Here is a 23,556-nt window from a genome sequence, read left to right on the forward strand (position 1 = left end):
TCCTTAAGATTTCTGGAACATGGCGAGCATGCGCCGGGTTACGAGGAAGCCGCCGAAGATGTTGATCCCGGCCATGAAGACGGACAGCGCCGCCAGCAGAATGACCAGGAACGAGCCCGATCCGATCTGCATCAAGGCACCGACGATGATGATCGACGAGATCGCGTTGGTGATCGCCATCAGCGGAGTGTGCAGGCTGTGCGAGACATTCCAGATCACCTGGAAGCCCACGAAGATCGCCAGCACGAAGACGATGAAGTGCTGCATGAAGCTGGCCGGAGCGATCAGCCCCACCAGCAGCATTAGCGCGCCGCCGACACCCAGCAGGGTGAACTGCTGCTTGGTCTGCGCCTTGAAGGCCGCGATCTCCTGCGCCTTTTTCTCTTCCGGGGTCAGTTCCTTGACCTCGGGCTTTTTCTGCGCCGCGATGGCCTGCACCTTGGGCGGCGGCGGCGGGAAGGTGATCTCGCCCTCATGGGTCACGGTCGAGCCGCGGATCACGTCATCTTCCATGTCATGGTTGATCTGACCGTCCTTCTCGGGCGTCAGGTCCGTCATCATGTGACGGATATTGGTCGCGTACAGAGACGAGGACTGCGCCGCCATCCGGCTGGGGAAATCGGTGTAGCCGATAATGGTCACACCGTTGTCGGTGACAACTTTCTCGTCCGGCACAGTGCCTTCTACGTTGCCGCCACGTTCGGCCGCAAGGTCAACGATGACCGAGCCCGGCTTCATCGCCTTGACCATATCCTCCAACCACAGCTTGGGCGCCGGGCGGTTGGGGATCAGCGCCGTTGTGATAACAATGTCCACCTCCGGCGCCAGCTCACGGAATTTGGCCAGCTGCGCGTTGCGGAATTCCTCGGACTGGACCGAGGCATAACCGCCGGTGGCCGCACCGTCCTGTTGTTCTTCCTCGAAGTCCAGATAGACGAACTCGGCCCCCATGGATTCGACCTGCTCAGCCACTTCGGGGCGCACGTCGAACGCATAGGTGATCGCACCCAGCGAGGTCGAGGTTCCGATCGCTGCCAGACCGGCCACACCCGCACCGACGATCAGAACCTTGGCAGGCGGCACCTTGCCAGCTGCCGTCACCTGACCGGTGAAGAACCGACCGAAGCTGTTACCAGCTTCGATCACGGCACGGTAGCCTGCGATATTCGCCATCGAGGACAGCGCGTCCATCTTCTGCGCGCGGCTGATCCGAGGCACCATCTCCATGGCTATGACGTTTGCGCCCTTGGACTTGGCCAGTTCCATGCCCTCTTCGTTCCCAGCAGGGTTGAAGAAGGAAATCAACGTCTTGCCCTTGGTCAGTCGCTTTAGCTCGGCCTCGGTCGGGACCCGAACCTTGGCAATGATGTCCGAGGATTTCCACAGCGAAGCGGCGGTTTTGACAATCTCGACGCCTACGGCCTCGTACGCCGCATCCGAAAAGCCAGCAGCAGCACCCGCCCCTTTTTCAATGGCGCATTCATAGCCCAGTTTCTGCAACTGCACAGCCGAATCCGGGGTCATCGCGACCCGGTTCTCACCGTCCAGTATTTCCTTTGGTGTGCCTATCTTCACTGGCAGTCCCCCTAATTCTCGCTCGTTTCGAGTGTGTGGTCGGTTATGTTTGTTCAGCACACATGTATCTTGCGCAACATTATTTCGCAAGCGCAGCAATCGTTACGTGATGTCATGCCGTCGGCCATTCTAAATCCATCGGCGAGTCTTGCGCTCATACCGGGCGAAATCCGCGCGAAACGTACGACGCAGGCGGTCTTCTTCGGGCAGTATGAAGCGGCGTTCCAGCACCCACACGAAAACCGGAATTAAAACCAGGGACAACACTGCATCAAACCGCAGAACTAGCCCGGCCAGGATCAGAACATCACCCACATAGATCGGATTGCGGCTGCGGGTATAGATGCCTGATTGCACCAGCGACGAAGGCGTTTCGTGCGGTATAACCGTTGTCTTGTGGCGCCGGAACTCGACTACTGCCAGCAATGCGAAAAGGACACCGCCGCCGATCAGGATGCCGCTCAGCAGGCCGGTAAGTCCGCTGTCCAGGGACAGCCCCAGCGAAAAATGGCGCGCTTGCAGCCAGGCCAGCAAAGCAAACCCAACAAGCCAGACAGGCGGTAAGTCGATCCGGCGCATGTTCATTCCCCACAATTGACGAAACGTAAAGGCGTGTCGTTTCTGGGCGCTTTCCTATCGCTTTCGGAACAGATTGGCAAAAGCTCAGTATGTCGCATCAATGGACAGGCATGTGCGGATCGGATAGGCCGAAAAAGACCACCGAGCCGTAACACAAACTGGTGAGCCCCTGATGACCGATTTCTCCGCGACCAAAGCCATGTTCGATCTGCCTGAGGGTGTTATTTACCTTGACGGCAACTCACTGGGTCCTCTGCCGCTTACCGCTATAGACCGAGTGAGCGGCATGATGGGCAGAGAATGGGGTCAGATGCTGATAACTGGCTGGAACAAGGCCGGGTGGATGGCTTTGCCGACCGGGCTGGGCGACCGCATTGGTCGGCTGATCGGCGCGGCGCCCGGCACGGTGGTGACCGGCGACACGTTGTCGATCAAAGTGTATCAGGCCGTGGCCTCGGCCCTTGAATTATGCCCGGATCGCAAGGTTGTATTGTCGGACAGCGGCAACTTCCCGTCCGACCTCTATATGGTGGATGGCCTGTTGCGGTCGCTGGGGCCGGATTTCAAATTGCGGATTGTCGCGCCTGAGGACGTGGCCACCCACATCACTGAAGACGTCGCCGTCCTGATGCTGACAGAGGTCGATTACCGCAGCGGTCGGATGCACGAAATGAAAGCGTTGACCGAACTCGCCCACGCCAATGGGATCGTGACCGTGTGGGATCTGGCCCATTCCGCCGGGGCGATCCCGGTGGACGTGTCCGGCTGCAATGCCGATTTCGCGGTGGGTTGCACGTACAAATACCTGAACGGAGGCCCCGGCGCGCCTGCATTCATCTATGTCGCCCCACGCCTTGCCGAAAGTGCGCGCCCCGCCCTGTCCGGCTGGCTGGGGCACGAAGCGCCCTTTGCCTTTGATCTGGACTACCGCCCCGGCAGCGGGATCGAGCGGATGCGGGTGGGCACCCCTCCGATCATCCAGATGACTGCGCTGTCGGCTGCGATGGATATCTGGGACATGGCAGACATAGCAGACGTGCGCGCCAAATCCATCGAACTTACCGAGCTGTTCATAGCCCGCGTCGAAGCCTCCTGTCCCGAGTTGGAACTGGCCAGCCCGCGCGATCCGAACCAGCGCGGCAGTCAGGTCTCCTTCCGGTTTGATGACGGGTACGCAGCGATGCAGGCCCTGATCTCCCGCGGCGTGATCGGAGATTTCCGGGCCCCGGACATTATGCGCTTTGGCTTCACACCGCTTTATATCGACGAGCAGGATGTGGAGCGCGCGGTCGATATTCTGACCGACATCATGCAGAACCGTTTATGGGATGCACCGGAATTCAAGGTGCGTCAGCGGGTTACCTGACCTCAAGCCCCGTGCCGATCAATGCGGCGACCTGCGCCACCTGCTGTTCATAGACTTCGGCCCCGGCCCCAATCAGCTTGAGCCCCTTGAGCGTGGCCGTGATCGTCCGCCCGGTCTCGGCCGCATCGGCCAACAGGCGCACCCGCCCGGCTTGCGCTTGTTGCGTCAACCAATCGGCATAGAGGCCCGCCAGTCTGGCCTCACCTTCCGAGATGATCTCGGTCGCCATGGACTTGGTATTGTCCAGCATCTCGAGCCCATGAGGTGAGGCCAGTATCGCCGCCATCCCCTCGGTCTGGGCCTTTATCGCGCGGGTCAGAACGTCGGGCACCGACCCTGAAGATGCCAGAGCCTCAGCGACTGCCGCGCTTTTCTCGGCATAGTAAATCTCGGTCAGCTTGCTGACGATCGCCTCTTTATTCCTGAAATGCAGATAGACGGCTGGCCGGGACATTCCCGCCCCGCGCGCTATGTCATCCATCGAGGTTTTTCGAAATCCATAACTGGCAAAGGCCTGAAATGCGGAATTCAGGATCGCCTTTTGCCGTGAATCGTCAATTATTTCCGTCATGCTGAACTCGTGACATTTTTTGTTCATTTTGTCAATTGACATACTGACACTTTAAGCCAATTATGTCACAGAACCAGCCACAGCTAGATGAGGTGCGCCATGGCGACCGCTCTTAAAATCAACGGAAAGCAACATCAGATTGACCTGCCCGATGACGTCCCCCTGCTTTGGGTGCTGCGGGATGAAGCTGGACTGACCGGAACCAAGTTTGGCTGCGGCGTGGCCGCCTGCGGTGCTTGCACCGTGCATATCGATGGCGAGGCCGTTCGGTCCTGCCAAGTGACGCTGTCGGATGTCTGGGGCGATGTGACGACAATCGAGGGGATGGGATCGCCCGACGCGATGACCACGCTCCAACAGGCCTGGGTCGATCATCAGGTGGCTCAGTGCGGCTACTGCCAGTCGGGCCAGATCATGCAGGCCGCCGCATTGCTGGCGGAAAACCCCGCCCCCTCGGACGCCGAGATTGACGAGGCGATGCAGGGTAATCTCTGTCGTTGTGGCACCTACCCCCGTATCCGCGCCGCGATCCATGACGCGGCCGGCAAATTGAAGGAGGCGTAACCGATGGCTTCTGTTGGAAAAATCCTGCGTCGCACTTTCCTGATCGGCTCCGCCGCGATTGTCGGCGGCGTGGCGTTTGGCGCCTATTACGTGAGCCGCCCCGCCGCAAATCCGCTGAAACCCGGTCAGGGTCAGGCGGCGCTGAGCCCGTTTGTTCTGATTGACCAGAACGGGGTGACCCTTTTTGCCCCTCGTGCTGAGATGGGACAGGGCGTCAGAACCACATGGGCTGCGTTGATCGCCGAAGAGTTGGACGTAGATCTGGACCAGATCAATGTCCTGCACGGCCCTGCGGCAGCGGCCTATTACAACTCGGCCCTGATGGGGGAAAGCCTGCCCAACAAGGGCTATGATATCTCGGACTTCCAGCACAATCTGGGCGATGCGTTGGGCGTGCTTGGCAAAGCGCTGAGCCTGCAGGTCACCGGCGGCTCGACCTCGATGAAAGACGGGTTCGAGCGGATGCGTCAGGCCGGAGCCTCCGCCCGCGAGACGCTGAAACAGGCCGCGGCGGACCGGTTGGGCGTAGATCGCAGCGAACTGAAAACGGCCTCGGGTCACGTCATTGCCCCAAACGGAGACAAGATCGCTTATACCGAGCTTGCCGTCGACGTTGCCAAGCTTGATCCGATCGAGGCACTTCTGCGTGACCCGTCCGAATGGCGCTATCTGGGTCAGGCCCAACCACGTCTGGACATGGTCGAAAAGGTGACCGGGACGGCTGAGTTCGGCATCGACGTCCGCCTTCCCGGCATGAAATTTGCCGCCGTCCGCATGAACCCCAAGCTGGGCGGAGCGATGAACGGTTTCGACGACAGCGCCGCGAAATCCATGCCGGGGGTCGAGAAGATTGTCGATCTGGGCAACGGAGTCGCGGTGATTGCCACTAACACATGGCTGGCCAATCAGGCGGTTGAGGCCATCGACGTGGATTGGGGTGACGCCCCCTATCCGCCCGACACGGACGGTATCTTTGCCAAGATTGCCGAAGCATTTGACGATGCCCCGAACTCGACCATGCGCGATGATGGCGATGTCGACGCGACGCCCGAGGGCGCGACAGAGATCACAGCAGAGTATCGCCTGCCCTATCTGGCTCACGCCACGATGGAGCCGATGAACGCGACTGCGCTTTATACCGTCGATGCGTTGGAACTGTGGTGCGGCAATCAGGCCCCGACCCTGATCCGTTTTCGTGTCGCGAACACTGCGGGCCTCGATACCGAGGCCGTGCAGATCCACACCACCTATCTGGGCGGCGGCTTTGGTCGTCGGGGTGAACTCGACTTTGGCGATATCGCTACCAAGGTTGCCATGGCTATGCCCGGCACGCCGGTTCAGACCACGTGGAGCCGCGAAGAAGATATGCGCCACGACTATTTCCGCCCCGGCGCCATCGCCCGGATGCGCGGAGCGGTGCAGGACGGCAAGGCGGTCCTGATCGACGGCAAGGTCGCGGCGCAGTCCTGCACGCAACAGGCGGTGACGCGTTACACCGGTATGCCCGGCGCAGGACCGGATAAGGTGTTGGTCGAGGGCTTTTTCAACCAGCCCTACGCGGTGCCGAATTACCGGATGAGCGGCCACATCGCCAAGCTGGACGTCCCCGTCGGATTCTGGCGCTCGGTCGGCAACAGCCACAATGGATTTTTCCACGAAACTTTCATGGATGAGATGGCCCATGCCGCCGGTCAGGATCCGCTGGAATTCCGGCTGGAACTGATGAAATCCGAGCACGCGCCTTCGGCGGGTTGCCTGGAAGCAGTGAAAGAAATGTCAGGCTGGACGGGCCAAACACCGGATGGCGTTGGGCGCGGAGTTGCCTTTACCTACAGCTTCGGCACTCCGGTCGCTCAGGTGATCGAAGTGCTCGACGAAGATGGCACCATCCGCATCAACAAAGCGTGGATCGCCTGCGACATGGGGCTGGCTCTGGACCCCGAAAACGTCAAGGCGCAGATGTTCGGCGGCATGATGTATGGCCTGTCCGCGGCCTGCTACGGCGAGATCACCTTTGCCGAAGGCGAGGTCGAGCAATTCAACTTCCCCGACTATGACGCGCTGCGGATGCACACCGCGCCGCAGGTCGAAGTGCGCGTGCTGGAAACCAACCGCCATATGGGTGGCGCAGGTGAGCCCGGCACGCCTCCCTCGATGCCCGCACTCGGAAATGCGCTGTTCGACCTGACCGGAAAACGCGCCCGCACCCTACCGCTGATCAATCAGTTCAACCTGCTGGTCTGATCGCGCCGCGCCGGTCCGGTCCCTCTCTTTCGGACCGGCGCAAAACTCACGCCATTTGCTGTATCAGGCCGGCGTCCGATCCCGTCGCCCAGGCACGCACGGCTGCACCGAACGCCTCGAACAGGGGGCGGGAGACAGGATCGTTGATCGCATCCCACTCGGGGTGCCATTGCACCGACAGGGTAAATCCGGGCGCATCCTTGATATAGATCGCCTCGGGAGTACCGTCAGGCGCATGTCCGTCGATCACCACGCGCTGTCCGACTCTTTTGATGCCCTGACCGTGCAGCGTATTGGTCATGACCTCGGGCGCGCCGAACAGTTGGTGAAACACGCCACCTTCATTCAATGACACCACATGGCGCAGGGCGAACTTTTCCTCAAGCGTCCCGTCCGGCGGCATCCGGTGATTCATCCGGCCCGGCAGATCGCGAATTTCCGGATAAAGCGTCCCGCCCATCGCCACGTTGACCTCTTGGAATCCTCGGCAAATGCCCATGAACGGCTGGCCGCGTTCCACGCAGGCCCGGACCAGAGGCAGGGTGATCGCATCCCGCGCCCGATCGAACTCACCATGTGCTTCGGTGGCGTCCTCACCATATTCCTCGGGGTGGACGTTCGGGCGCCCGCCGGTCAGCAGAAAGCCGTCACAAACCTCCAGCAATTCCTCGACCGTGACATAGCGAGGATCGGAGGGAATCAGCAGCGGCAGACAGTGCGATACATTGGCCACGGCGTCGGAATTCATCGTTCCACCCGCGTGCGTCGGATATTCATCGTTCATGAGGTAAGAGTTGCCGATGATACCGACGATTGGTCGAGACATTCCGCATTCCTTGCTGCTTGATTGATTAACAGGGAAGCTATCCGCAGCAATGAAAACGTGCAACAGAACACGCCCTGCAAAACAGCGCAAGGACGTGTTCAATCACGCACAAATCGTTCCGTTTTTTGCGAATTTTTCAGAACGATATTGTGAATTTTGACGCGCCTCCGGGGCAACTTCCCGGAAAACCCGATTTGTCAGCAGTAAAGACCGTTGGAAGTCAGATTTCTCCGAGCAAACCCGCTGCCTCAATTCCGGTCAGTCCCGCGGTCGCATCATTGTCCGAGGTATCACCAGTCACGCCCACCGCACCGACAATCTCTCCTTTGCGGTCCCGCAGAAGTATGCCACCCGGAACCGGAACGACCTGCCCTCCATAGACGCCGTTCACAGCGGCCATAAAATAGGCTTGTGCCTCGGCCCGCTGCATCTGCGCGGTGCCTGCCATGCCCAGCATTACCGAGCCATAGGCTTTACCATGAGCAATCGCAAAACGACCGGGGGCCGCGCCGTCCTCACGCTCAAAAGAAATCACGTGACCGCCTGCGTCCAGAACGACGACGGACAGAGGCTTCAGCTCCATCTCGCGGCCTTTTTCCAGTGTTTTGCGAATGATTGTGCGGGCTTTGCGCAAAGTAATTGCCATGTTCTGTCCTCTCTGTGTGGGATTAAAGGCTGGCTTTCAGCTCAAGACGACGCGCGTGCAGGACCGGCTCGGTATAACCCGAGGGCTGGATGCACCCCTTGAATACCAGATCGCACGCTGCCTGAAAGGCGATACCGTCGAAGCCCGGTGCCATCGGTGAATACGACGGGTCGTTTTCATTCTGACGATCCACCACGGTGGCCATCTTGCGCATCGCCGCCATCACTTGTTCCTCCGAGACAATGTCGTGATGCAGCCAGTTGGCCAGCGCCTGGCTGGAAATCCGGCAGGTCGCGCGATCCTCCATCAAACCGATATCGTTGATGTCCGGCACTTTCGAGCACCCCACGCCCTGATCGACCCAGCGCACCACATAGCCCAGAATACCCTGCGCGTTGTTTTCGATTTCCCTTGTGATCTCGTCATCACCAAGGTTGCGACCGCCCAGCAACGGTATGGTCAGCAGGTCATCAAGCGAACCCCGCGCGCCGTCAGCAGCCAATTCGCCCTGACGGGCCAGAACATCGATCTTGTGGTAATGCGTCGCGTGCAGGGTCGCGGCGGTCGGTGAAGGCACCCAAGCGCAGGTGGCGCCCGATTGCGGGTGGCCGATCTTGGCGTCCAGCATGTCGCCCATCCGGTCGGGCATCGCCCACATCCCTTTGCCGATCTGCGCCTTGCCCTTCAGACCGCAGGCCAGACCGATATCGACGTTGCGATCCTCATAAGACGCAATCCACGGCGTGTTCTTGATGTCACCCTTGGGCAACATCGGGCCTGCTTCCATCGAGGTATGAATCTCATCCCCCGTCCGATCCAGGAAACCGGTATTGATGAAGGCCACGCGCGATTTTGCGGCGCGGATACATTCCTTGAGGTTGGCCGAGGTGCGGCGTTCCTCATCCATGATGCCCAGCTTAACGGTGTTGCGCGGCAGGCCGAGGATGTCTTCGACCATGTCGAATATCTCGACCGAGAACGCCACTTCTTCCGGCCCGTGCATCTTGGGCTTTACCACGTAGACCGACCCGGTGACCGAGTTTCCGCCTTCGCGAGCCAAATCGTGCATGGCGATCAGAGTGGTGCAGAGCGCATCCATCAAGCCCTCACCAATCTCATTATCCTCAGCGTCCAGAACGGCGGGGTTGGTCATCAGGTGGCCCACATTGCGCACCAGCATCAGCGAGCGGCCTTTCAGCGTGGCTTGGTCACCGCTGGACGTGGTGAAATTGACGTCGTCCGCAAGTTTGCGGGTGAAGGTGTCGCCGTCCTTGGTGACCTCTTCGGCAAGGTCGCCCTGCATCAGGCCAAGCCAGTTGCCATAAGCCACGACCTTGTCCTCGGCATCGACGCAGGCCACCGAGTCCTCACAGTCCATGATGGTGGAGAGGGCCGATTCCAGCAGGACATCTGCAATGCCAGCCGGATCGGAGGCACCGATTCTACTGGACGGGTCAATTTCGATTTTGACGTGCAGGCCGTTATTCTTCAGCAACACAAATTCGGGGCATTCAGGCGCGCCACCAAAACCGACATAGCGCGACGGGTCGGCCAGGGCAGGCATAAGTGTTCCGTTCTCAATACGCAATTCGGACGCATCCGCCCACGACCCATCGGCCAGAGGTACGGCCTCGTCCAGAAATCCCTTGGCCCAGGCAATCACGCGTGCACCGCGCTCTGCGTCATAGCCTCCGCCCGCTGGTAAATCGCCCATCGCGTCAGTACCGTAAAGCGCATCATACAGGCTGCCCCAGCGGGCATTGGCGGCGTTCAAGGCAAAGCGCGCGTTGGTGATCGGCACGACCAGTTGCGGACCGGGGGTCAGGGCAATCTCGGGATCAACATCAGCGGTTTCGATCTGGAAGGCATCGCCTTCCTCGACCAGATAGCCAATCTCGCGCAGAAAGTCCCGGTAGGCGATGGCGTCATGCGTCTGCCCTTTGCGATCCAGATGCCAGGAATCAATCTGTCCCTGCATCTTTTCCCGTTTTGCCAGCAGCGCACGGTTCTTTGGGCCCAATTCGGCGACCATCTGCGCAAGACCGTTCCAAAAAGCTTCGGACGAAACGCCCGTTCCCGGCAACACCTGCCCCTCTATGAACTCGGCCAAAACCGTATCGACCTTAAGTCCACTCCATGTTTGCCTGCTGCTCATGCCTCTAATCCTCGTTTGTACGCCACTGTATACGCGCCTCAATTAGGTCGGATGTTTCCGATAGGCAACACGTCTTGACCCGTTGCGGAGGTGATCCGTTGGGTCACGTGTGAACCATCACGTATTTGATGGACGATTGAACAAGCCGCTTCACACCGCTTGCAGCCCGTCGTCGCAGCCCATAACGTCGCGCCAGACACGAACCGATGCGAGGCCCCCGATGCGTGACGCCGCCCCTACCACGATCTACCTGAAAGATTACACGCCCTTTGGGTTTCTGGTGGACAGTGTACATCTGACCTTTGATCTTGCCGATCACGCAACCCGAGTGACTTCTCGCATCGCATTTACGCCGAACCCCGATGCGACGGACCGGGCTTTCTTTCTGCATGGTGAAGACTTGGCCCTGATCCGGGCTGTCATCGATGGGGTCGAGATCACCCCCGAGGTGACAGACAAGGGCCTGACCGCTGATGTCCCCGATGCGCCCTTCATCTGGGAGGCTGTCGTCGAGATCGACCCTGGCAACAATACCGCGCTTGAGGGGTTGTATATGTCGAACGGCATGTACTGCACTCAATGTGAGGCTGAGGGCTTCCGCAAGATCACCTATTACCCCGACCGTCCCGATGTGATGTCCACCTTCACTGTGCGCATAAACGGCGACCTGCCGGTGCAGCTGTCCAACGGCAACCCCACGGGCCAGGGCGAAGGCTGGGCCGAATGGACGGATCCGTGGCCCAAACCCGCCTACCTGTTTGCGCTGGTTGCCGGAGACCTCACCGCTCACTCCGACCAGTTCACCACCATGTCGGGCCGCGACGTGGAATTGAACCTGTGGGTGCGCCCGGGCGACGAGGGCAAATGCGCCTTCGGCATGGAGGCGCTGAAAAAGTCGATGAAATGGGACGAGGACGTCTACGGCCGCGAATACGATCTGGACGTGTTCAACATCGTGGCCGTGGATGACTTCAACATGGGCGCGATGGAAAACAAGGGGTTGAACATATTCAACTCGTCCGCTGTTCTGGCCAGCCCCGAAACGTCAACCGATGCCAATTTCGAACGGATTGAGGCGATCATCGCGCATGAGTATTTCCACAACTGGACCGGCAACCGCATAACCTGCCGCGACTGGTTCCAGCTGTGCCTGAAAGAGGGCCTGACGGTGTTCCGCGACGCGCAGTTCACCTCTGACATGCGCTCGGCCCCGGTGAAACGCATCCAAGACGCCATCGACCTGCGAGCCCGGCAATTCCCCGAGGATAACGGACCGCTTTCGCACCCAGTACGCCCCGAAAGCTTTCAGGAAATCAACAACTTCTACACTGCCACCGTTTATGAAAAAGGCGCGGAAGTGATCGGGATGCTGAAACGGCTGGTGGGGGATGAGGCCTACGCGCAGGCGCTGGACCTATACTTCGACCGTCATGACGGGCAGGCCTGCACCATCGAAGACTGGATCAAGGTGTTCGAGGATACGACGGGCCGCGATCTGTCCCAGTTCAAACGCTGGTATAGCCAATCCGGTACGCCGCGCGTGGCCGTGGCCGAGGAGTACGCGGACGGCACCTACACCCTGACCCTGTCACAGCGCACCGAGCCGACCCCCGGCCAGGCCGAAAAACTGCCTCAGGTGATCCCGGTTGCTGTTGGCCTGCTAGGCCCCAACGGGGATGAGGTCCGCGCGACCGAAATTCTGGAACTGACCGAGTCCGAACAGAGCTTTCAGTTCCCCGGGTTGGCAGCGAAGCCGGTAGCCTCGATCCTGCGCGATTTTTCGGCGCCGGTTATTCTGGAGCACGACCACACGGATGCCGAGCGCGCCTTTCTGCTCGCCCACGACACCGACCCGTTCAACCGCTGGCAGGCCGGACGGTCGCTGGCAGAGGACACGCTGCTGCGCATGATCCGCGAAGATAACGTACCCGGCACCGACTATCTGGACGGCATACTGGCCGTACTGCGCGACGGCGATCTGGACCCGGCCTATCGCTCGCTGATGCTGGGCCTGCCGACGCAATCCGAACTGGCCGCCGCGCTGTTCGAAGCCGGAGAGACCCCCGATCCGATGGCGATCTGGAGGGCAGTGGAAACGCTGCGGCAGGCGACAGCGCAACATGTGCAGGACCTGTTGCCACGGCTGCACAGTGAGACCGTGGTCGACGCGCCATTCCTGCCCAATGCCGAGCAGGCGGGCAAACGCGCGCTTGCCGGCGCGGTGTTGTATCTGACATCGCGGCTGGATGGTGGCGCCAAGGCCATCGATGAGTACGCGTCCGCCAACAACATGACCCACCAGTTGACCGCCCTCTCGTGCCTGTTGCGCGCGGGTACAGGGCAGCAGGAATTGGCTGCATTCTATGATCAGTGGCAGCATGATCGGCTGGTGATGGACAAGTGGTTCGGCCTTCAGGTGACCACAGCCGACCCCGAGGCCGCAGCGGGCATCGCTCAGGCACTGACCGAGCACGCAGATTTCAACTGGAAGAACCCCAACCGCTTCCGCGCGGTCATGGGGGCGCTGGCCATGAACCACGCCGGTTTCCATCATGCGGACGGGGCCGGGTATGCCTTGCTGGCGGACTGGCTGATCCGGCTGGATCCGGTAAACCCGCAGACAACGGCGCGGATGTGTACGGCTTTCCAGACTTGGAAACGCTATGACACTGACCGTCAGGCCCTGATCCGAACTCAGCTGACCCGCATCGGCGACACGCCGGACCTGTCGCGGGATACCACGGAAATGGTGACGCGAATCCTCGGCGCATGACCCCGTTCACCTTCACGCGCCACAACCGGACACCGCGCACGGTCCTGATCCTGACCTGTGTCTACGCGGCGCTTGCGGTTCTGCGGATCCTTTTCGATGCGGCGTGGTGGCTGGTCGGGCTACTGGCCCTGTCTACTCTGCCCGCCCTGTGGGACATCGTGCATGGAACACGTGCGGGCATGACGCTGGATAACGATCGGATAGGGTGGTTCTCGGGCAATCGCGAAGCCGAGGTAGCTTTGGCCGATATCGACTACATTCGCTTCGATACCCGCTGGGACTTTTCGGTGCGCGTCTCGCTGGTTCTGGCGTCGGGCAAGCGAATTCGGCTGCCAGACGAATCCACACCACCCCACAAAGAGCTTGAAACCGCCCTGCAAAAGGCCGGTTTCCGGGTTGAGCGGCATCATTTCAACGTTTTCTGAAACAATGTGCCCCAAAGGAGACCATTCCACCGGCACTGCCCCTCACACCCTGCAAAAAGCTTGAATTTGAGGTGAATTTCAGTCAACATCCCTAGTCAGCTTACCTGTTTGTTTCGGTTTCGAGTTTTGCCATGTTTCGGTTTCTAAGGGCACGTACGGCCCGTTCTTCTTTACCTTCCCGTCAGTTCACGCAGGACATGCGCGCAGCGGATTGCGCCGTGGCAGCTGGTCTGCCGGACAAAGGGCAATTGAACATTCCGCTGGCACGGACCTGTGCTGGGGACCTGATAGGCCATGAAACCATTAGACTTGGGCGCAAGCTGGCCAGACAGGACCGCTGGGCCGAGTTGTCCCGACAAATACGCGCTGCAGACGAAACCCGCACAACGGCACCCGACGGGATGCCCATTGCGGATTTGCTGGCCTTTGGCGCACGCTCCGACGTTGTTCTGGCGGTGGAACACGCCCTGTCTGACGGCGCCGCTCTGTCCGAATATGACCTTCTTGGCGGCATCTCCGAGCTGGAAGACGAAATGCGCGCGCATCCCGAAGATCCGATGATCGCACTTGTGGTCGCGCTAACGCATATTGACTTGGCTTGGGCGTGGCGCGGGACTGCAACGGATGCCACGTTGCCTCCGCTGCACCGGTCGCGCTGTGCGGCGCATTTCGACCGGGCCGCAGCGCTATTGCCGAAATGCCGCGCGGCCGCGCCGGACAGCCCAGTGGTTGCCGCAGCCCGTTGCGCGCTGCTGGCCGGTCAGCGGAAAACCGACCTTCGCGTGGCGGAAGAATACGAACGTCTGATCACGCTGGATCCGAATAACCAGCGTCATATGCGGGCAATGGGAACCCATCTTCTGCCGCGCTGGTTCGGCAGCTACGAAGAGCTTGAGGTTCAGGCACTTCGTAATGCGGCCCGCACCCGCGACGTCTGGGGGGCCGGCGGTTATACCTGGGTCCAGTTTGACGCCATCGCCTTGGATGAAGAGGCCTGCGCACGCCTGGATGTCGAGTACTTTCTGGAAGGTTTGAATGACATTCTGCACCGCCGTCCGGATCAGCAGACAGTCAACATGCTGTCGGCCTATTGCGCCACCACGATTCAGAACGGGTTGGGCCTGAACGAACAGGCCGATCTGGTGCGTTCGCAAATTCACGACGCCGCAAACTGGCTGATCCGCGACCACATGACTGAATTGCACCCGCTGATCTGGGCGCATGCTGCGAGCGGTTTCAACAATTCAGTTCGCATCAACTCGGCCGAACGGTTTGCGGCACGCGGTCAACGCCAAGCCTTGCGCGCCATCGGCGATCTGTTCCGCGACGAGTTGCGAAGCGGCATGGATGTGACGTTCACACCATCGGGCCTGCGCCTGTCTGAGAACTGATTCCCCCTTGCCCCTGGACCGCACCGGGCCTAATACGCAGGCTTAGACTTCTGCGGAAATGAGGCGCGCCATGCTCGACCTGACATACGAAATGCCCAAACCCAAAACCATTGCCGGGGCCAAGCACGATTGGGAACTGGTGATCGGGATGGAGGTGCACGCTCAGGTCTCATCCAATGCCAAACTGTTCTCGGGCGCATCGACTCAATTCGGAGCCGAGCCGAACTCGAACGTGGCCTTTGTGGACGCCGCGATGCCGGGCATGCTGCCGGTTATCAACGAGTTCTGCGTTGAACAGGCTGTTCGAACCGGCCTGGGTTTAAAAGCGGATATCAACCTGAAATCTGCCTTTGACCGCAAGAACTATTTCTACCCTGACCTGCCGCAGGGCTATCAGATCTCGCAGCTCTACCACCCCATCGTGGGCGAAGGTGAAGTGCTGGTTGAGATGGGGGATGGCACTGCACGTATGGTGCGGATCGAGCGCATCCACATGGAGCAGGACGCAGGTAAATCGATCCACGACATGGACCCGCATATGTCCTTTGTCGACCTGAACCGGACGGGTGTCTGCCTGATGGAGATCGTCTCGCGCCCGGATATTCGCGGCCCCGAAGAAGCGGCTGCATATATTGTCAAACTGCGCCAGATTCTGCGCTATCTGGGCACCTGCGACGGCAACATGCAAAACGGCAACCTGCGGGCGGACGTGAATGTCTCGATCTGTTTGCCGGGCGCGTACGAAAAGTACCAGGAAACGCAGGACTTTTCGCATCTGGGCACCCGCTGCGAGATCAAGAACATGAACTCCATGCGCTTCATCCAACAGGCGATCGAGGTTGAAGCCCGCCGCCAGATTGCCATTGTCGAAGCCGGAGGCAAGGTCGATCAGGAAACCCGCCTGTACGACCCGGACAAGGGTGAGACTCGCTCCATGCGGTCGAAGGAAGAGGCGCACGACTATCGCTATTTCCCCGACCCCGACCTGCTGCCGCTGGAGATTGAACAGGCATGGGTCGACGACATTGCCGCCAAGCTCCCGGAACTTCCCGACGACAAAAAGGCACGGTTTATCAGTGAATTCGGGCTGACCGACTATGACGCATCGGTTCTAACCGCCGAAGTGGAATCGGCTGCTTATTTCGAAGAAGTTGCCAAGGGCCGCAGCGGCAAACTGGCTGCAAACTGGGTGATCAACGAACTGTTTGGTCGTCTGAAAAAAGAAGACCACGACATCATCGACTCGCCCGTGTCTCCGGCACAGTTGGGCGGGATCATCGACCTGATTTCCTCGGATGCCATCTCGGGCAAGATCGCCAAGGACCTGTTCGAGATCGTTTATACCGAAGGCGGTGACCCCGCGCAGATCGTCGAAGAGCGCGGCATGAAGCAGGTGACCGACACCGGCGCAATCGAGGCTGCATTGGATGAGATTATCGCCGCCAACCCTGCGCAGGTCGAAAAGGCCAAAGTAAACCCGAAACTGGCCGGCTGGTTCGTCGGTCAGGTGATGAAAGCCACCGGCGGCAAGGCCAACCCGAAGGCGGTCAACGAACTGGTCAGCCAAAAGCTGGGTTCGTAAACCGATTAGGGTACGAAATACCGACGGCGGGGTTTGCTCAAAACCCCGCCGTTTTTCTTTTCCGCCTGTTTCCGCGCGAAGATGACTTTCCCAAAATCTCCAGCATGTTAGATTGCCGGGAACCGACCACCAGGAAGATCCGATGCAGCGCTACGAATACAAAGTTGTCCCCGCCCCTCAAAAAGGCATCAAGGCCAAGGGCCAGAAAACCGCAGAGGGCCGGTTTGCCGCTTCAGTTGAACAAGTGTTGAACCAGATGGGCCAAGATGGTTGGGAGTATCAGCGCGCCGAGTTGCTGCCCAGTGAAGAACGCGCGGGCCTGACAAGTTCGACAGTGAACTGGCGTAATGTTTTGGTGTTCCGGCGTGAGATCGAAACTGATCATGTTTCGGCGCGGATGGATGAGAGCATCGCACAGGCAAAGCCTATTCCCGGCCCCGAGACAGTTCAGGCCCCGGCCCCCATTTCGGAAGAAGTAAAAGAGCCTCCTCTCTCTTTGAAAGGGACTGAAAAGGTGACAGAACCGCCCAAAGACGAAAACACGCCCTAGCCGTTTCTCAATCCTCATTTTACAAGAATTTATTAGTTATCGTGAGATCTGACCTTTTCTTTTCAACGTCAGTGTTGACGTTCACCTTGATGGCGTACGCAGCCGTCGCCAACCCCGTCACAGACTTGAAATGCCTTGAAGCTGAATGGTCTGAAAGCATAACCAAACTGCAGGAAAACCGCGCGACGGTCTGGCAATGGTTGCACCGCATTATCAACAGACCCGATCAGGTTGAATGCAGCGACGAAGAATTTGTCAATGCAAACCCTGACTGGCTTACATTGCCCGAGTACTCCTGGACCTGCCTCAACGGTCAATCCAGTCTGACTACGACACTGAATTTTCAATTACCTGACAAAGAACAGCGCGATGCTGCCCGATCCGGATTGATGATTCTGGGCGCGATATACAGCATTTCAAACCCGGAGTTCATAAGTGCTGTGCGAACAGCAACCGCGGACTTTGCGCAGAGGTTTGCAGAAACACTAGAGGAACTTGAGGCTGCGGGCATCGACATAACAATTCATCCCGAACCCGAAAACTCTGTGTCTACAAAGACAGATTCGGAAGAGACCGTTTCGATAGACGATTTGTTGGCAAATACACTTCCTTTGCAAAACAGGTGGGGATTGACCGCCAACCTCGTCTGGACGCCAGCCTCGTTTCAAATCCCGGAAGTCGCGGATGATCTGGCCGGAGCGCTTTATCTCGGAGAGATGCGGACCCGGATCGGGAACGTGCAACACATAGAGTACATCTTGCGAAGCCTAGAAAAAGCGAAGGGCCAACCCGGTATCGCCATACAGAATGCCTCGGCGGCTCATTCAAGCGTTGTTGCAACAACCGAGCAGAAAGCAGACATCTGGGCTGCGGAGAACCTCGACGTCGCGACGCGGAACTTTCGCCTTTTCGGCGAGAAGGTAGATATCCGGCAGCGCGACGCGAAAAGCATTTCGGTAATCGACGTACGCTCGTGGTCAAAAACACCAGAAGCCGATTGGCAAAGCACCTCAGATGCGCAGATCGTCGAAGGCGTGAATGAGCTGGTGTTCTATTTTGAACCACAGCCAGAGTTCGAACGACAAAAAAACGTGAACAGCGATTGCAGGATCACCAAAACCTTCCCATGCCCGCCGTTCAAGAAAACCAATACCATTCAGGATTTTCTTTCAGACGACTGGACCGAGGCCTGCGGGAAAGCAGAGGGGTGCCAAATTACATCCCTCCGCTGGATCAACCACCACGTGGCGATACGGACACGTTTGCGTGCGAGAAACGCCGGTGCCGCATATCTTTCCCGATTTGCGGCAAAGATGTTCACCCTAAGAACCAAAGCATTGCTGACCGCCTTTGAACCCGACCCTGGATTTGATCCCGGGCAAGCCTGCAGGTAGCTAGGCCGATTGGCCGTTCAGACCCCGATATCCAGCGCCAGCGCATGGATGCGCGGCACGATATCGCCCAGCGCCTTGTGGACTGCGCGATGGCTAACGACACGCGATTGTCCCTCGAAAGCGCTGGAGCGGATACGGACGTTGAAATGGCTTTCACCACCATCCTGATAACCCGCGTGACCGCGGTGGCTTTCGCTGTCGTCGATGACTTCAAGCTCATGCGGATCAAAGGCCGCCTGCAGGCGAGTTCGGATTTCGTCAGTCACAGTCATTTTTTCGCTCAGCGGTAAAAATTTTACCGCCCCCCTCTTCTACTTTCGGCTGCTTAGATTAAACTGCTGCCTCCGAGTCGAGAAGATGCGTTCTTAAGGATCACAGCATGACGAAATCAGACCCTTTCGGATTCGATATGTCCGTTTCCAGCGCCAAGAAAAAGAACCCGCGCGGGCGTCGGGGGATGTCGGGCGCGTCTGAGACCTCGGTGCGCATCTGCGACCATCCCGACTGTAATGAGGCGGGCAAGTTTCGCGCGCCCAAAGCGCCGGATGTCCTGGATGATTTCTATTGGTTCTGTCAGCAGCACGTGCGCGAGTATAACCAGAAATGGAATTTCTTCGACGGCACCACCGAAGCCGAGCTGAACGCGCAGCGATCCAAGGACAAGGTGTGGGAGCGTGAGACCAAGCCCATGGGCGATCCCGAGGCGCGCGCCTGGGCACGTCTGGGCATCGAGGACCCGCATCAGGTACTAGGTGCAAACGCCACCAAGAATCCTGGCCGTACCGCGGGCGGTGGTGGCCGTCGCCTGCCCCCAACCGAGCGCCGCGCGATCGAGATCCTTGAGGCCAAGGACAGCTGGACCAAGGCCGAGGTGCGCAAGGCTTACAAGAAGCTGATCAAGGTGCTGCACCCTGACATGAACGGCGGTGACCGGTCGCAGGAAGAACAGCTGCAGGAGGTCGTCTGGGCCTGGGATCAGATCAAGGACAGCCGGAACTTCAAGTAATTGGGTTACTGGGTCAGCATACTACTTAACGCCTCGGTCTCGGGGCGTTTCAAACAACGAATACGTGTCTGTTTCCAATTGGATGCAGGGACACGCAGTTCGGGAAAAAGCTCACGAAGCTCTTCGAGAGCTTCACGATCGAAAGACAAAAGGGCCATATCGCCTAGAAATAGGCTTTCCGTTGGCAAACCATGCGACATCAATATCGCGTGGCGGCTGCACGCAATGTGGTAGTATGTGACCGTTTCATCGGATTGTATCTGACGAATTGTTTTATCATTAACCAGATGAATTGCTGCGGCGAAGACCTTCGGCTCTCCAAACAACAATTCCGCGCGCCACCCTTCCATAACAATCCGGTGTTGGGGAGACACAAATAGATCGCGGGTTGGTAAGCCGTCCCCCATCGCTCCCTTCTGAATGCAAACTGGCCGCAAGTGTGAATTTCGCTTCAACGTTTCCGCGCTTAGGGTCTTTTCACCAATCCACAGAATAGGCAGCAATTCACCGCTGGACACGCGAACCTTGTCCCCCACAGACAGTTCTTCGACCGGGCAGTCACCTTTTTCCGTCTCTATCAAAGTCCCCTTCACGAAACACGGCACAGTTCCGGCAGGAAGGTCAACCGTCACTATGAGCGAGTCATTGTTACCGTTTCCAGGACCAGTCGATGCGAATATTTCGACGGTGAGCTGCGTGTTCAGGGGTATGTCCGCACCCGGCGTAAGTTCGACGGTCAAAACGCCGGTCGGAGAAATTGACACAGTGTAATCAGAAGGGTCCAACCCGCCTGTCCCCGTAACAACCACAGTCCATGAAGCCCCGGCTTTCGTAGCGGTGTACTGCTGCATAACGGAGGTCGATCCACCGGGAATCGCGATCGAAGACGGGCCAAAAATCGTAAGTGACATGCGAACCCTTGGAACCTAACTACAAACAGAAACACTTGGCACAGTGTACAAGATGCACATTAACTCAAAATTAACATCTAGATGTTAGAATTTGATTTTTATGCATTGGCGATGTTCTGCATTCCCTTTCGATGTCTGCATTCAGTCGCTTTGGGGTGGGGTGTTTGCTCAATCTGTTACAATTTGCCGTTACGCCCTATCTAATAAGCCGAACCCTTGGCGCATATCCAACCAGAGATCTGCCCCACTTGGGCCTGTGGCCCAGCGCCAGCGGTTGGCGGCACCATGCGGCCTTTGGATTGTTCCGCCTGTTTTGCGGCGCGACGGTGGTTTTTGCCCTTTGCGAGGCCTGGGTCAACGGCTGGGATATTGGGTGCGTTATGTGATCGGCGTTCCCATCATGGTGCTGTCCTTCGGGATCACCCTCTGGGGTTATCAATTTCTGGGCCTCGACAACACCTATTGCGAGAGCGACGGGTTGGTGACCGGCGGGATGTATGCCTATTCGCGCAACCCGCAATATGTGACCTCGGTGCTAGCTACGGTGGGGCTGGGCATCTCCAGCGGATCGTGGGTGACTCTGGCGCTGGCGGCTGCGCTGTTCGTGATCTATTTCCTGTTCGTCCTGAACGAGGAACGCTGGCTGCTGCAGGGCTATGGGCAGGCGTTCCGGGACTACATGCAATCCACGCCGCGTTTTGTCGATGAGCGCAGCCTGATCCGGGTGCGGGACGCGATTCTCGATTGATCAAAGCGCGCGGATAAGGCCAGTTTCAAAGAAAGATTTGCCGAAGCCGCGGCACGCACGGCTTTCCCTTGCCCTTGCTCGCAATATGTTGCACCACACACGGGTTCAAACCCGGCAATACGGGCCAAAGGATAAGGACGACGCGCATGGCTGACGGATCGATTGATATCAACGCAAAACCCACCGAGGATATCTCGGTCCGTGAGGTGTTTGGCATTGACAGCGACATGGCGGTCAAGGGCTTTGCCGAGCGCAGCGATCGGGTGCCGGTGATCGACCATACCTACAAGTTCGACCCCGAGACCACGCTGGCGATTCTGGCAGGCTTTACTCATAACCGCCGGGTGATGATTCAGGGCTACCACGGCACCGGCAAATCGACCCATATCGAACAGGTCGCTGCCCGTCTGAACTGGCCTGCCGTGCGCGTGAACCTGGATAGCCATATCAGCCGGATCGACCTGATCGGTAAGGACGCCATCAAGCTGCGCGACGGCAAGCAGGTCACCGAATTCCACGAAGGCATCTTGCCCTGGGCGCTGCGCAACCCCGTCGCCATCGTGTTCGACGAATATGACGCAGGCCGTGCAGACGTGATGTTCGTGATCCAACGCGTGTTGGAGCATGACGGCAAGCTGACCCTGCTGGACCAGAATGAGATTATCACACCGAACCCGAACTTCCGCCTGTTTGCCACCGCAAACACCGTGGGTCTGGGCGATACGACCGGGCTCTATCACGGCACGCAACAGATCAACCAGGCACAGATGGACCGCTGGTCGCTGGTATCGACGCTGAACTATCTCAGCCACGATGCAGAGACGATGATCGTTCTGTCCAAGGCGCCACACTATAACACCGAGAAGGGTCGCAAGACCGTCAGCCAGATGGTCACCGTCGCCGACCTGACTCGGACCGCCTTCATGAACGGCGACCTGTCCACGGTGATGAGCCCTCGAACCGTGATCAACTGGGCGCAGAACGCCGAGATTTTCCGCGACATAGGTTACGCCTTCCGCCTGTCCTTCCTGAACAAATGCGACGAGTTGGAACGCCAGACTGTTGCCGAGTTCTATCAGCGCTGCTTTGACGAAGAGCTGCCCGAAAGTGCAGCAAGCGCAAGCCTGGGCTAAGACGTGCATTTTGCCGAGCAAAAATGCGTGTTTATTCACGTCCCGAAAACCGGGGGAAACTTCTTTACGCGGTGCTTCCTTCGGTTTTCCGACGACGCGATCGTCACCAGTGGGCATCAGGACGGCACAGACCGATTTGAACTGAATGGCGAGGCGACCAAGTCCAAGCACCAAACACTGGCAGAGTACAGTGACCTGATCGGCCCGGCCTTTTCAGGCTATACTGCTTATGCCTTTGCCCGGCCTCCGGTCGAGCGGATGATCTCACTGTATTATTCTCCCCACCGCTGGATGCGCGAACAGGAGGACGGCGGCTTTGGTCTCGACGCCCGCAACGAACCTATCGATTTGCGGGAATTTGAAGCGCTTGTGTCGTCCAATCATTCCATCTCGGATCTGCTCGACACCCAGAATATCCCGGCGCGCCTGATGCTCAATACCAGTGCCCTGCACACGTCCGGAGCACGTGTTTCGCTGCTGAATTTTGCAAATCTGCAAAGTGGGCTGAAAAGGTTCGGGCGGAAAAATGGGTTCGATCTATCCGACATTCCTGCCGATAAGGTGAATTCGAGCGCCGTCAACAATCCGATTGCACTGAATGCCGGTCAAATGGACCGTTTGGCGGAAACCGTTCTGGATTCGCACCACCGCAAAGATCAGGAATTCTTTCCTGCGACTGGCCTGAAAGGTGTGCTGGACAGCGTTTCAAGGTGGTTCAACCTGTACGCATAGGCGCAAACGCGACTGTTCGGCGCGGCACCCCTTTTATGTGGTGTTCCCACAACCGGCTGAGTTATTACACGCAAGCGTTTCTGTATAAAAACATTGCACGTTAGACATTCGAAGCATGTCGTTTTCATAGTAGTTTTAGTTGCCTTTGCCGTGGCACTGACTATTGCAATGCCGTTGCAGGCGCTTCCCGCCGGGACATCAAATCGCGTCGCGTTGGTTGCCATCTGGTCCGGACAGCCCGAGGCACCGGCCACACGCCAATGCACCCAGATGAACGAACAGGCCACGTCGGTTACCGATCCGCAGCGGAATTCGACCTTTTGCCGGACACAATTCCCCCTCCCCCCCGGCGCCTGTCTGGAGGGGTTGAGGCAAATCTGTCCCG

The 23,556-nt window shown here is 58.6% G+C and carries 21 protein-coding genes; 13 read left to right on the forward strand and 8 right to left on the reverse strand.

Going from position 1 to position 23,556, the window contains the following annotated elements; all coding sequences use genetic code 11:
- Positions 1-3: 3 nt before the first annotated feature.
- Positions 4-1,575: a Re/Si-specific NAD(P)(+) transhydrogenase subunit alpha gene (locus tag ACR0IK_RS06475; RefSeq protein ID WP_480640867.1), complete on the reverse strand. Its 1,572-nt coding sequence runs from the start codon at positions 1,573-1,575 to the stop codon at positions 4-6.
- Between the two features lie 129 nt (positions 1,576-1,704).
- Positions 1,705-2,154 (reverse strand): methyltransferase family protein, encoded by a 450-nt coding sequence (locus tag ACR0IK_RS06480; RefSeq protein ID WP_480640868.1) that lies wholly within the window; start codon positions 2,152-2,154, stop codon positions 1,705-1,707.
- A gap of 172 nt (positions 2,155-2,326) precedes the next feature.
- On the opposite strand from ACR0IK_RS06480, the gene kynU reads away from it, so the two are divergent.
- Positions 2,327-3,520, forward strand: a complete 1,194-nt coding sequence (gene kynU, locus ACR0IK_RS06485) for a kynureninase (RefSeq protein WP_480640869.1) — start codon at positions 2,327-2,329, stop codon at positions 3,518-3,520.
- On the opposite strand, the gene ACR0IK_RS06490 is transcribed toward kynU, so the two are convergent.
- Positions 3,513-4,091 carry a TetR/AcrR family transcriptional regulator gene (locus tag ACR0IK_RS06490; RefSeq protein ID WP_480640870.1) on the reverse strand — a complete coding sequence of 193 codons (579 nt, stop codon included), beginning with the start codon at positions 4,089-4,091 and terminating at the stop codon, positions 3,513-3,515. The two genes, kynU and ACR0IK_RS06490, sit on opposite strands and share 8 nt — an antisense overlap.
- Positions 4,092-4,190: 99 nt before the next feature.
- Between ACR0IK_RS06490 and ACR0IK_RS06495 the strand changes: the two genes are divergently transcribed.
- Together ACR0IK_RS06495 and ACR0IK_RS06500 are read left to right on the forward strand one after the other, a co-directional pair.
- A complete protein-coding gene (locus ACR0IK_RS06495) occupies positions 4,191-4,655 on the forward strand; it encodes a (2Fe-2S)-binding protein (protein WP_480640871.1) in 465 nt (154 codons plus the stop codon).
- Positions 4,656-4,658: 3 nt separating this feature from the next.
- Entirely contained in the window at positions 4,659-6,899 is a 2,241-nt protein-coding gene (locus ACR0IK_RS06500) for a xanthine dehydrogenase family protein molybdopterin-binding subunit (RefSeq protein WP_480640873.1), read from the forward strand.
- Positions 6,900-6,945: 46 nt separating this feature from the next.
- Here the strand turns inward: ACR0IK_RS06500 and ACR0IK_RS06505 are convergent, their stop codons facing one another.
- The 3 genes from ACR0IK_RS06505 to ACR0IK_RS06515 all read right to left on the reverse strand — a co-directional run bounded on the left by ACR0IK_RS06505 (position 6,946) and on the right by ACR0IK_RS06515 (position 10,526).
- Positions 6,946-7,725, reverse strand: a complete 780-nt coding sequence (locus ACR0IK_RS06505) for a gamma-glutamyl-gamma-aminobutyrate hydrolase family protein (RefSeq protein WP_480640874.1) — start codon at positions 7,723-7,725, stop codon at positions 6,946-6,948.
- Between the two features lie 220 nt (positions 7,726-7,945).
- On the reverse strand, positions 7,946-8,371 hold the full coding sequence (locus tag ACR0IK_RS06510; protein WP_480640875.1) for a GlcG/HbpS family heme-binding protein: 426 nt from the start codon (positions 8,369-8,371) through the stop codon (positions 7,946-7,948).
- A gap of 22 nt (positions 8,372-8,393) precedes the next feature.
- A complete protein-coding gene (locus ACR0IK_RS06515) occupies positions 8,394-10,526 on the reverse strand; it encodes a malate synthase G (RefSeq protein WP_480640876.1) in 2,133 nt (710 codons plus the stop codon).
- Positions 10,527-10,746: 220 nt separating this feature from the next.
- On the opposite strand from ACR0IK_RS06515, the gene pepN reads away from it, so the two are divergent.
- The 6 genes from pepN to ACR0IK_RS06545 all read left to right on the forward strand — a co-directional run bounded on the left by pepN (position 10,747) and on the right by ACR0IK_RS06545 (position 18,641).
- Entirely contained in the window at positions 10,747-13,299 is a 2,553-nt protein-coding gene (gene pepN / locus ACR0IK_RS06520) for an aminopeptidase N (protein WP_480640878.1), read from the forward strand.
- Positions 13,296-13,724 (forward strand): hypothetical protein, encoded by a 429-nt coding sequence (locus ACR0IK_RS06525; protein ID WP_480640880.1) that lies wholly within the window; start codon positions 13,296-13,298, stop codon positions 13,722-13,724. Before pepN ends, ACR0IK_RS06525 begins: the two co-directional genes overlap by 4 nt.
- 131 nt (positions 13,725-13,855) lie before the next feature.
- Entirely contained in the window at positions 13,856-15,115 is a 1,260-nt protein-coding gene (locus ACR0IK_RS06530; RefSeq protein ID WP_480640881.1) for a hypothetical protein, read from the forward strand.
- Positions 15,116-15,185: 70 nt separating this feature from the next.
- Positions 15,186-16,697: an Asp-tRNA(Asn)/Glu-tRNA(Gln) amidotransferase subunit GatB gene (gene gatB / locus ACR0IK_RS06535; protein WP_480640882.1), complete on the forward strand. Its 1,512-nt coding sequence runs from the start codon at positions 15,186-15,188 to the stop codon at positions 16,695-16,697.
- Positions 16,698-16,839: 142 nt separating this feature from the next.
- Positions 16,840-17,247: a DUF4177 domain-containing protein gene (locus ACR0IK_RS06540; RefSeq protein WP_480640883.1), complete on the forward strand. Its 408-nt coding sequence runs from the start codon at positions 16,840-16,842 to the stop codon at positions 17,245-17,247.
- Between the two features lie 89 nt (positions 17,248-17,336).
- Positions 17,337-18,641 (forward strand): hypothetical protein, encoded by a 1,305-nt coding sequence (locus ACR0IK_RS06545; RefSeq protein WP_480640884.1) that lies wholly within the window; start codon positions 17,337-17,339, stop codon positions 18,639-18,641.
- A gap of 17 nt (positions 18,642-18,658) precedes the next feature.
- Here ACR0IK_RS06545 and ACR0IK_RS06550 read toward each other — a convergent pair whose 3' ends face one another.
- Positions 18,659-18,913 (reverse strand): BolA family protein, encoded by a 255-nt coding sequence (locus tag ACR0IK_RS06550; protein WP_480592999.1) that lies wholly within the window; start codon positions 18,911-18,913, stop codon positions 18,659-18,661.
- Positions 18,914-19,020: 107 nt separating this feature from the next.
- Here ACR0IK_RS06550 and ACR0IK_RS06555 point away from each other — a divergent pair, with 107 nt between their 5' ends.
- Positions 19,021-19,647: a J domain-containing protein gene (locus ACR0IK_RS06555; protein ID WP_480592997.1), complete on the forward strand. Its 627-nt coding sequence runs from the start codon at positions 19,021-19,023 to the stop codon at positions 19,645-19,647.
- Between the two features lie 5 nt (positions 19,648-19,652).
- On the opposite strand, the gene ACR0IK_RS06560 is transcribed toward ACR0IK_RS06555, so the two are convergent.
- Positions 19,653-20,558, reverse strand: coding sequence for a Hint domain-containing protein (locus tag ACR0IK_RS06560; RefSeq protein ID WP_480640885.1), 906 nt, complete (start codon positions 20,556-20,558; stop codon positions 19,653-19,655).
- 373 nt (positions 20,559-20,931) lie between these two features.
- On the opposite strand from ACR0IK_RS06560, the gene ACR0IK_RS06565 reads away from it, so the two are divergent.
- The 3 genes from ACR0IK_RS06565 (at position 20,932) to ACR0IK_RS06575 (ending at position 23,171) form a co-directional block, all read left to right on the forward strand.
- Positions 20,932-21,306 (forward strand): methyltransferase family protein, encoded by a 375-nt coding sequence (locus ACR0IK_RS06565; protein WP_480640886.1) that lies wholly within the window; start codon positions 20,932-20,934, stop codon positions 21,304-21,306.
- 146 nt (positions 21,307-21,452) lie between these two features.
- Positions 21,453-22,439, forward strand: coding sequence for a cobaltochelatase subunit CobS (cobS, locus tag ACR0IK_RS06570; RefSeq protein WP_480640887.1), 987 nt, complete (start codon positions 21,453-21,455; stop codon positions 22,437-22,439).
- 27 nt (positions 22,440-22,466) lie between these two features.
- Positions 22,467-23,171 (forward strand): sulfotransferase family 2 domain-containing protein, encoded by a 705-nt coding sequence (locus tag ACR0IK_RS06575; RefSeq protein WP_480592989.1) that lies wholly within the window; start codon positions 22,467-22,469, stop codon positions 23,169-23,171.
- Positions 23,172-23,556: the final 385 nt, after the last annotated feature.

The organism is Ruegeria sp. BF7 (assembly GCF_056538605.1).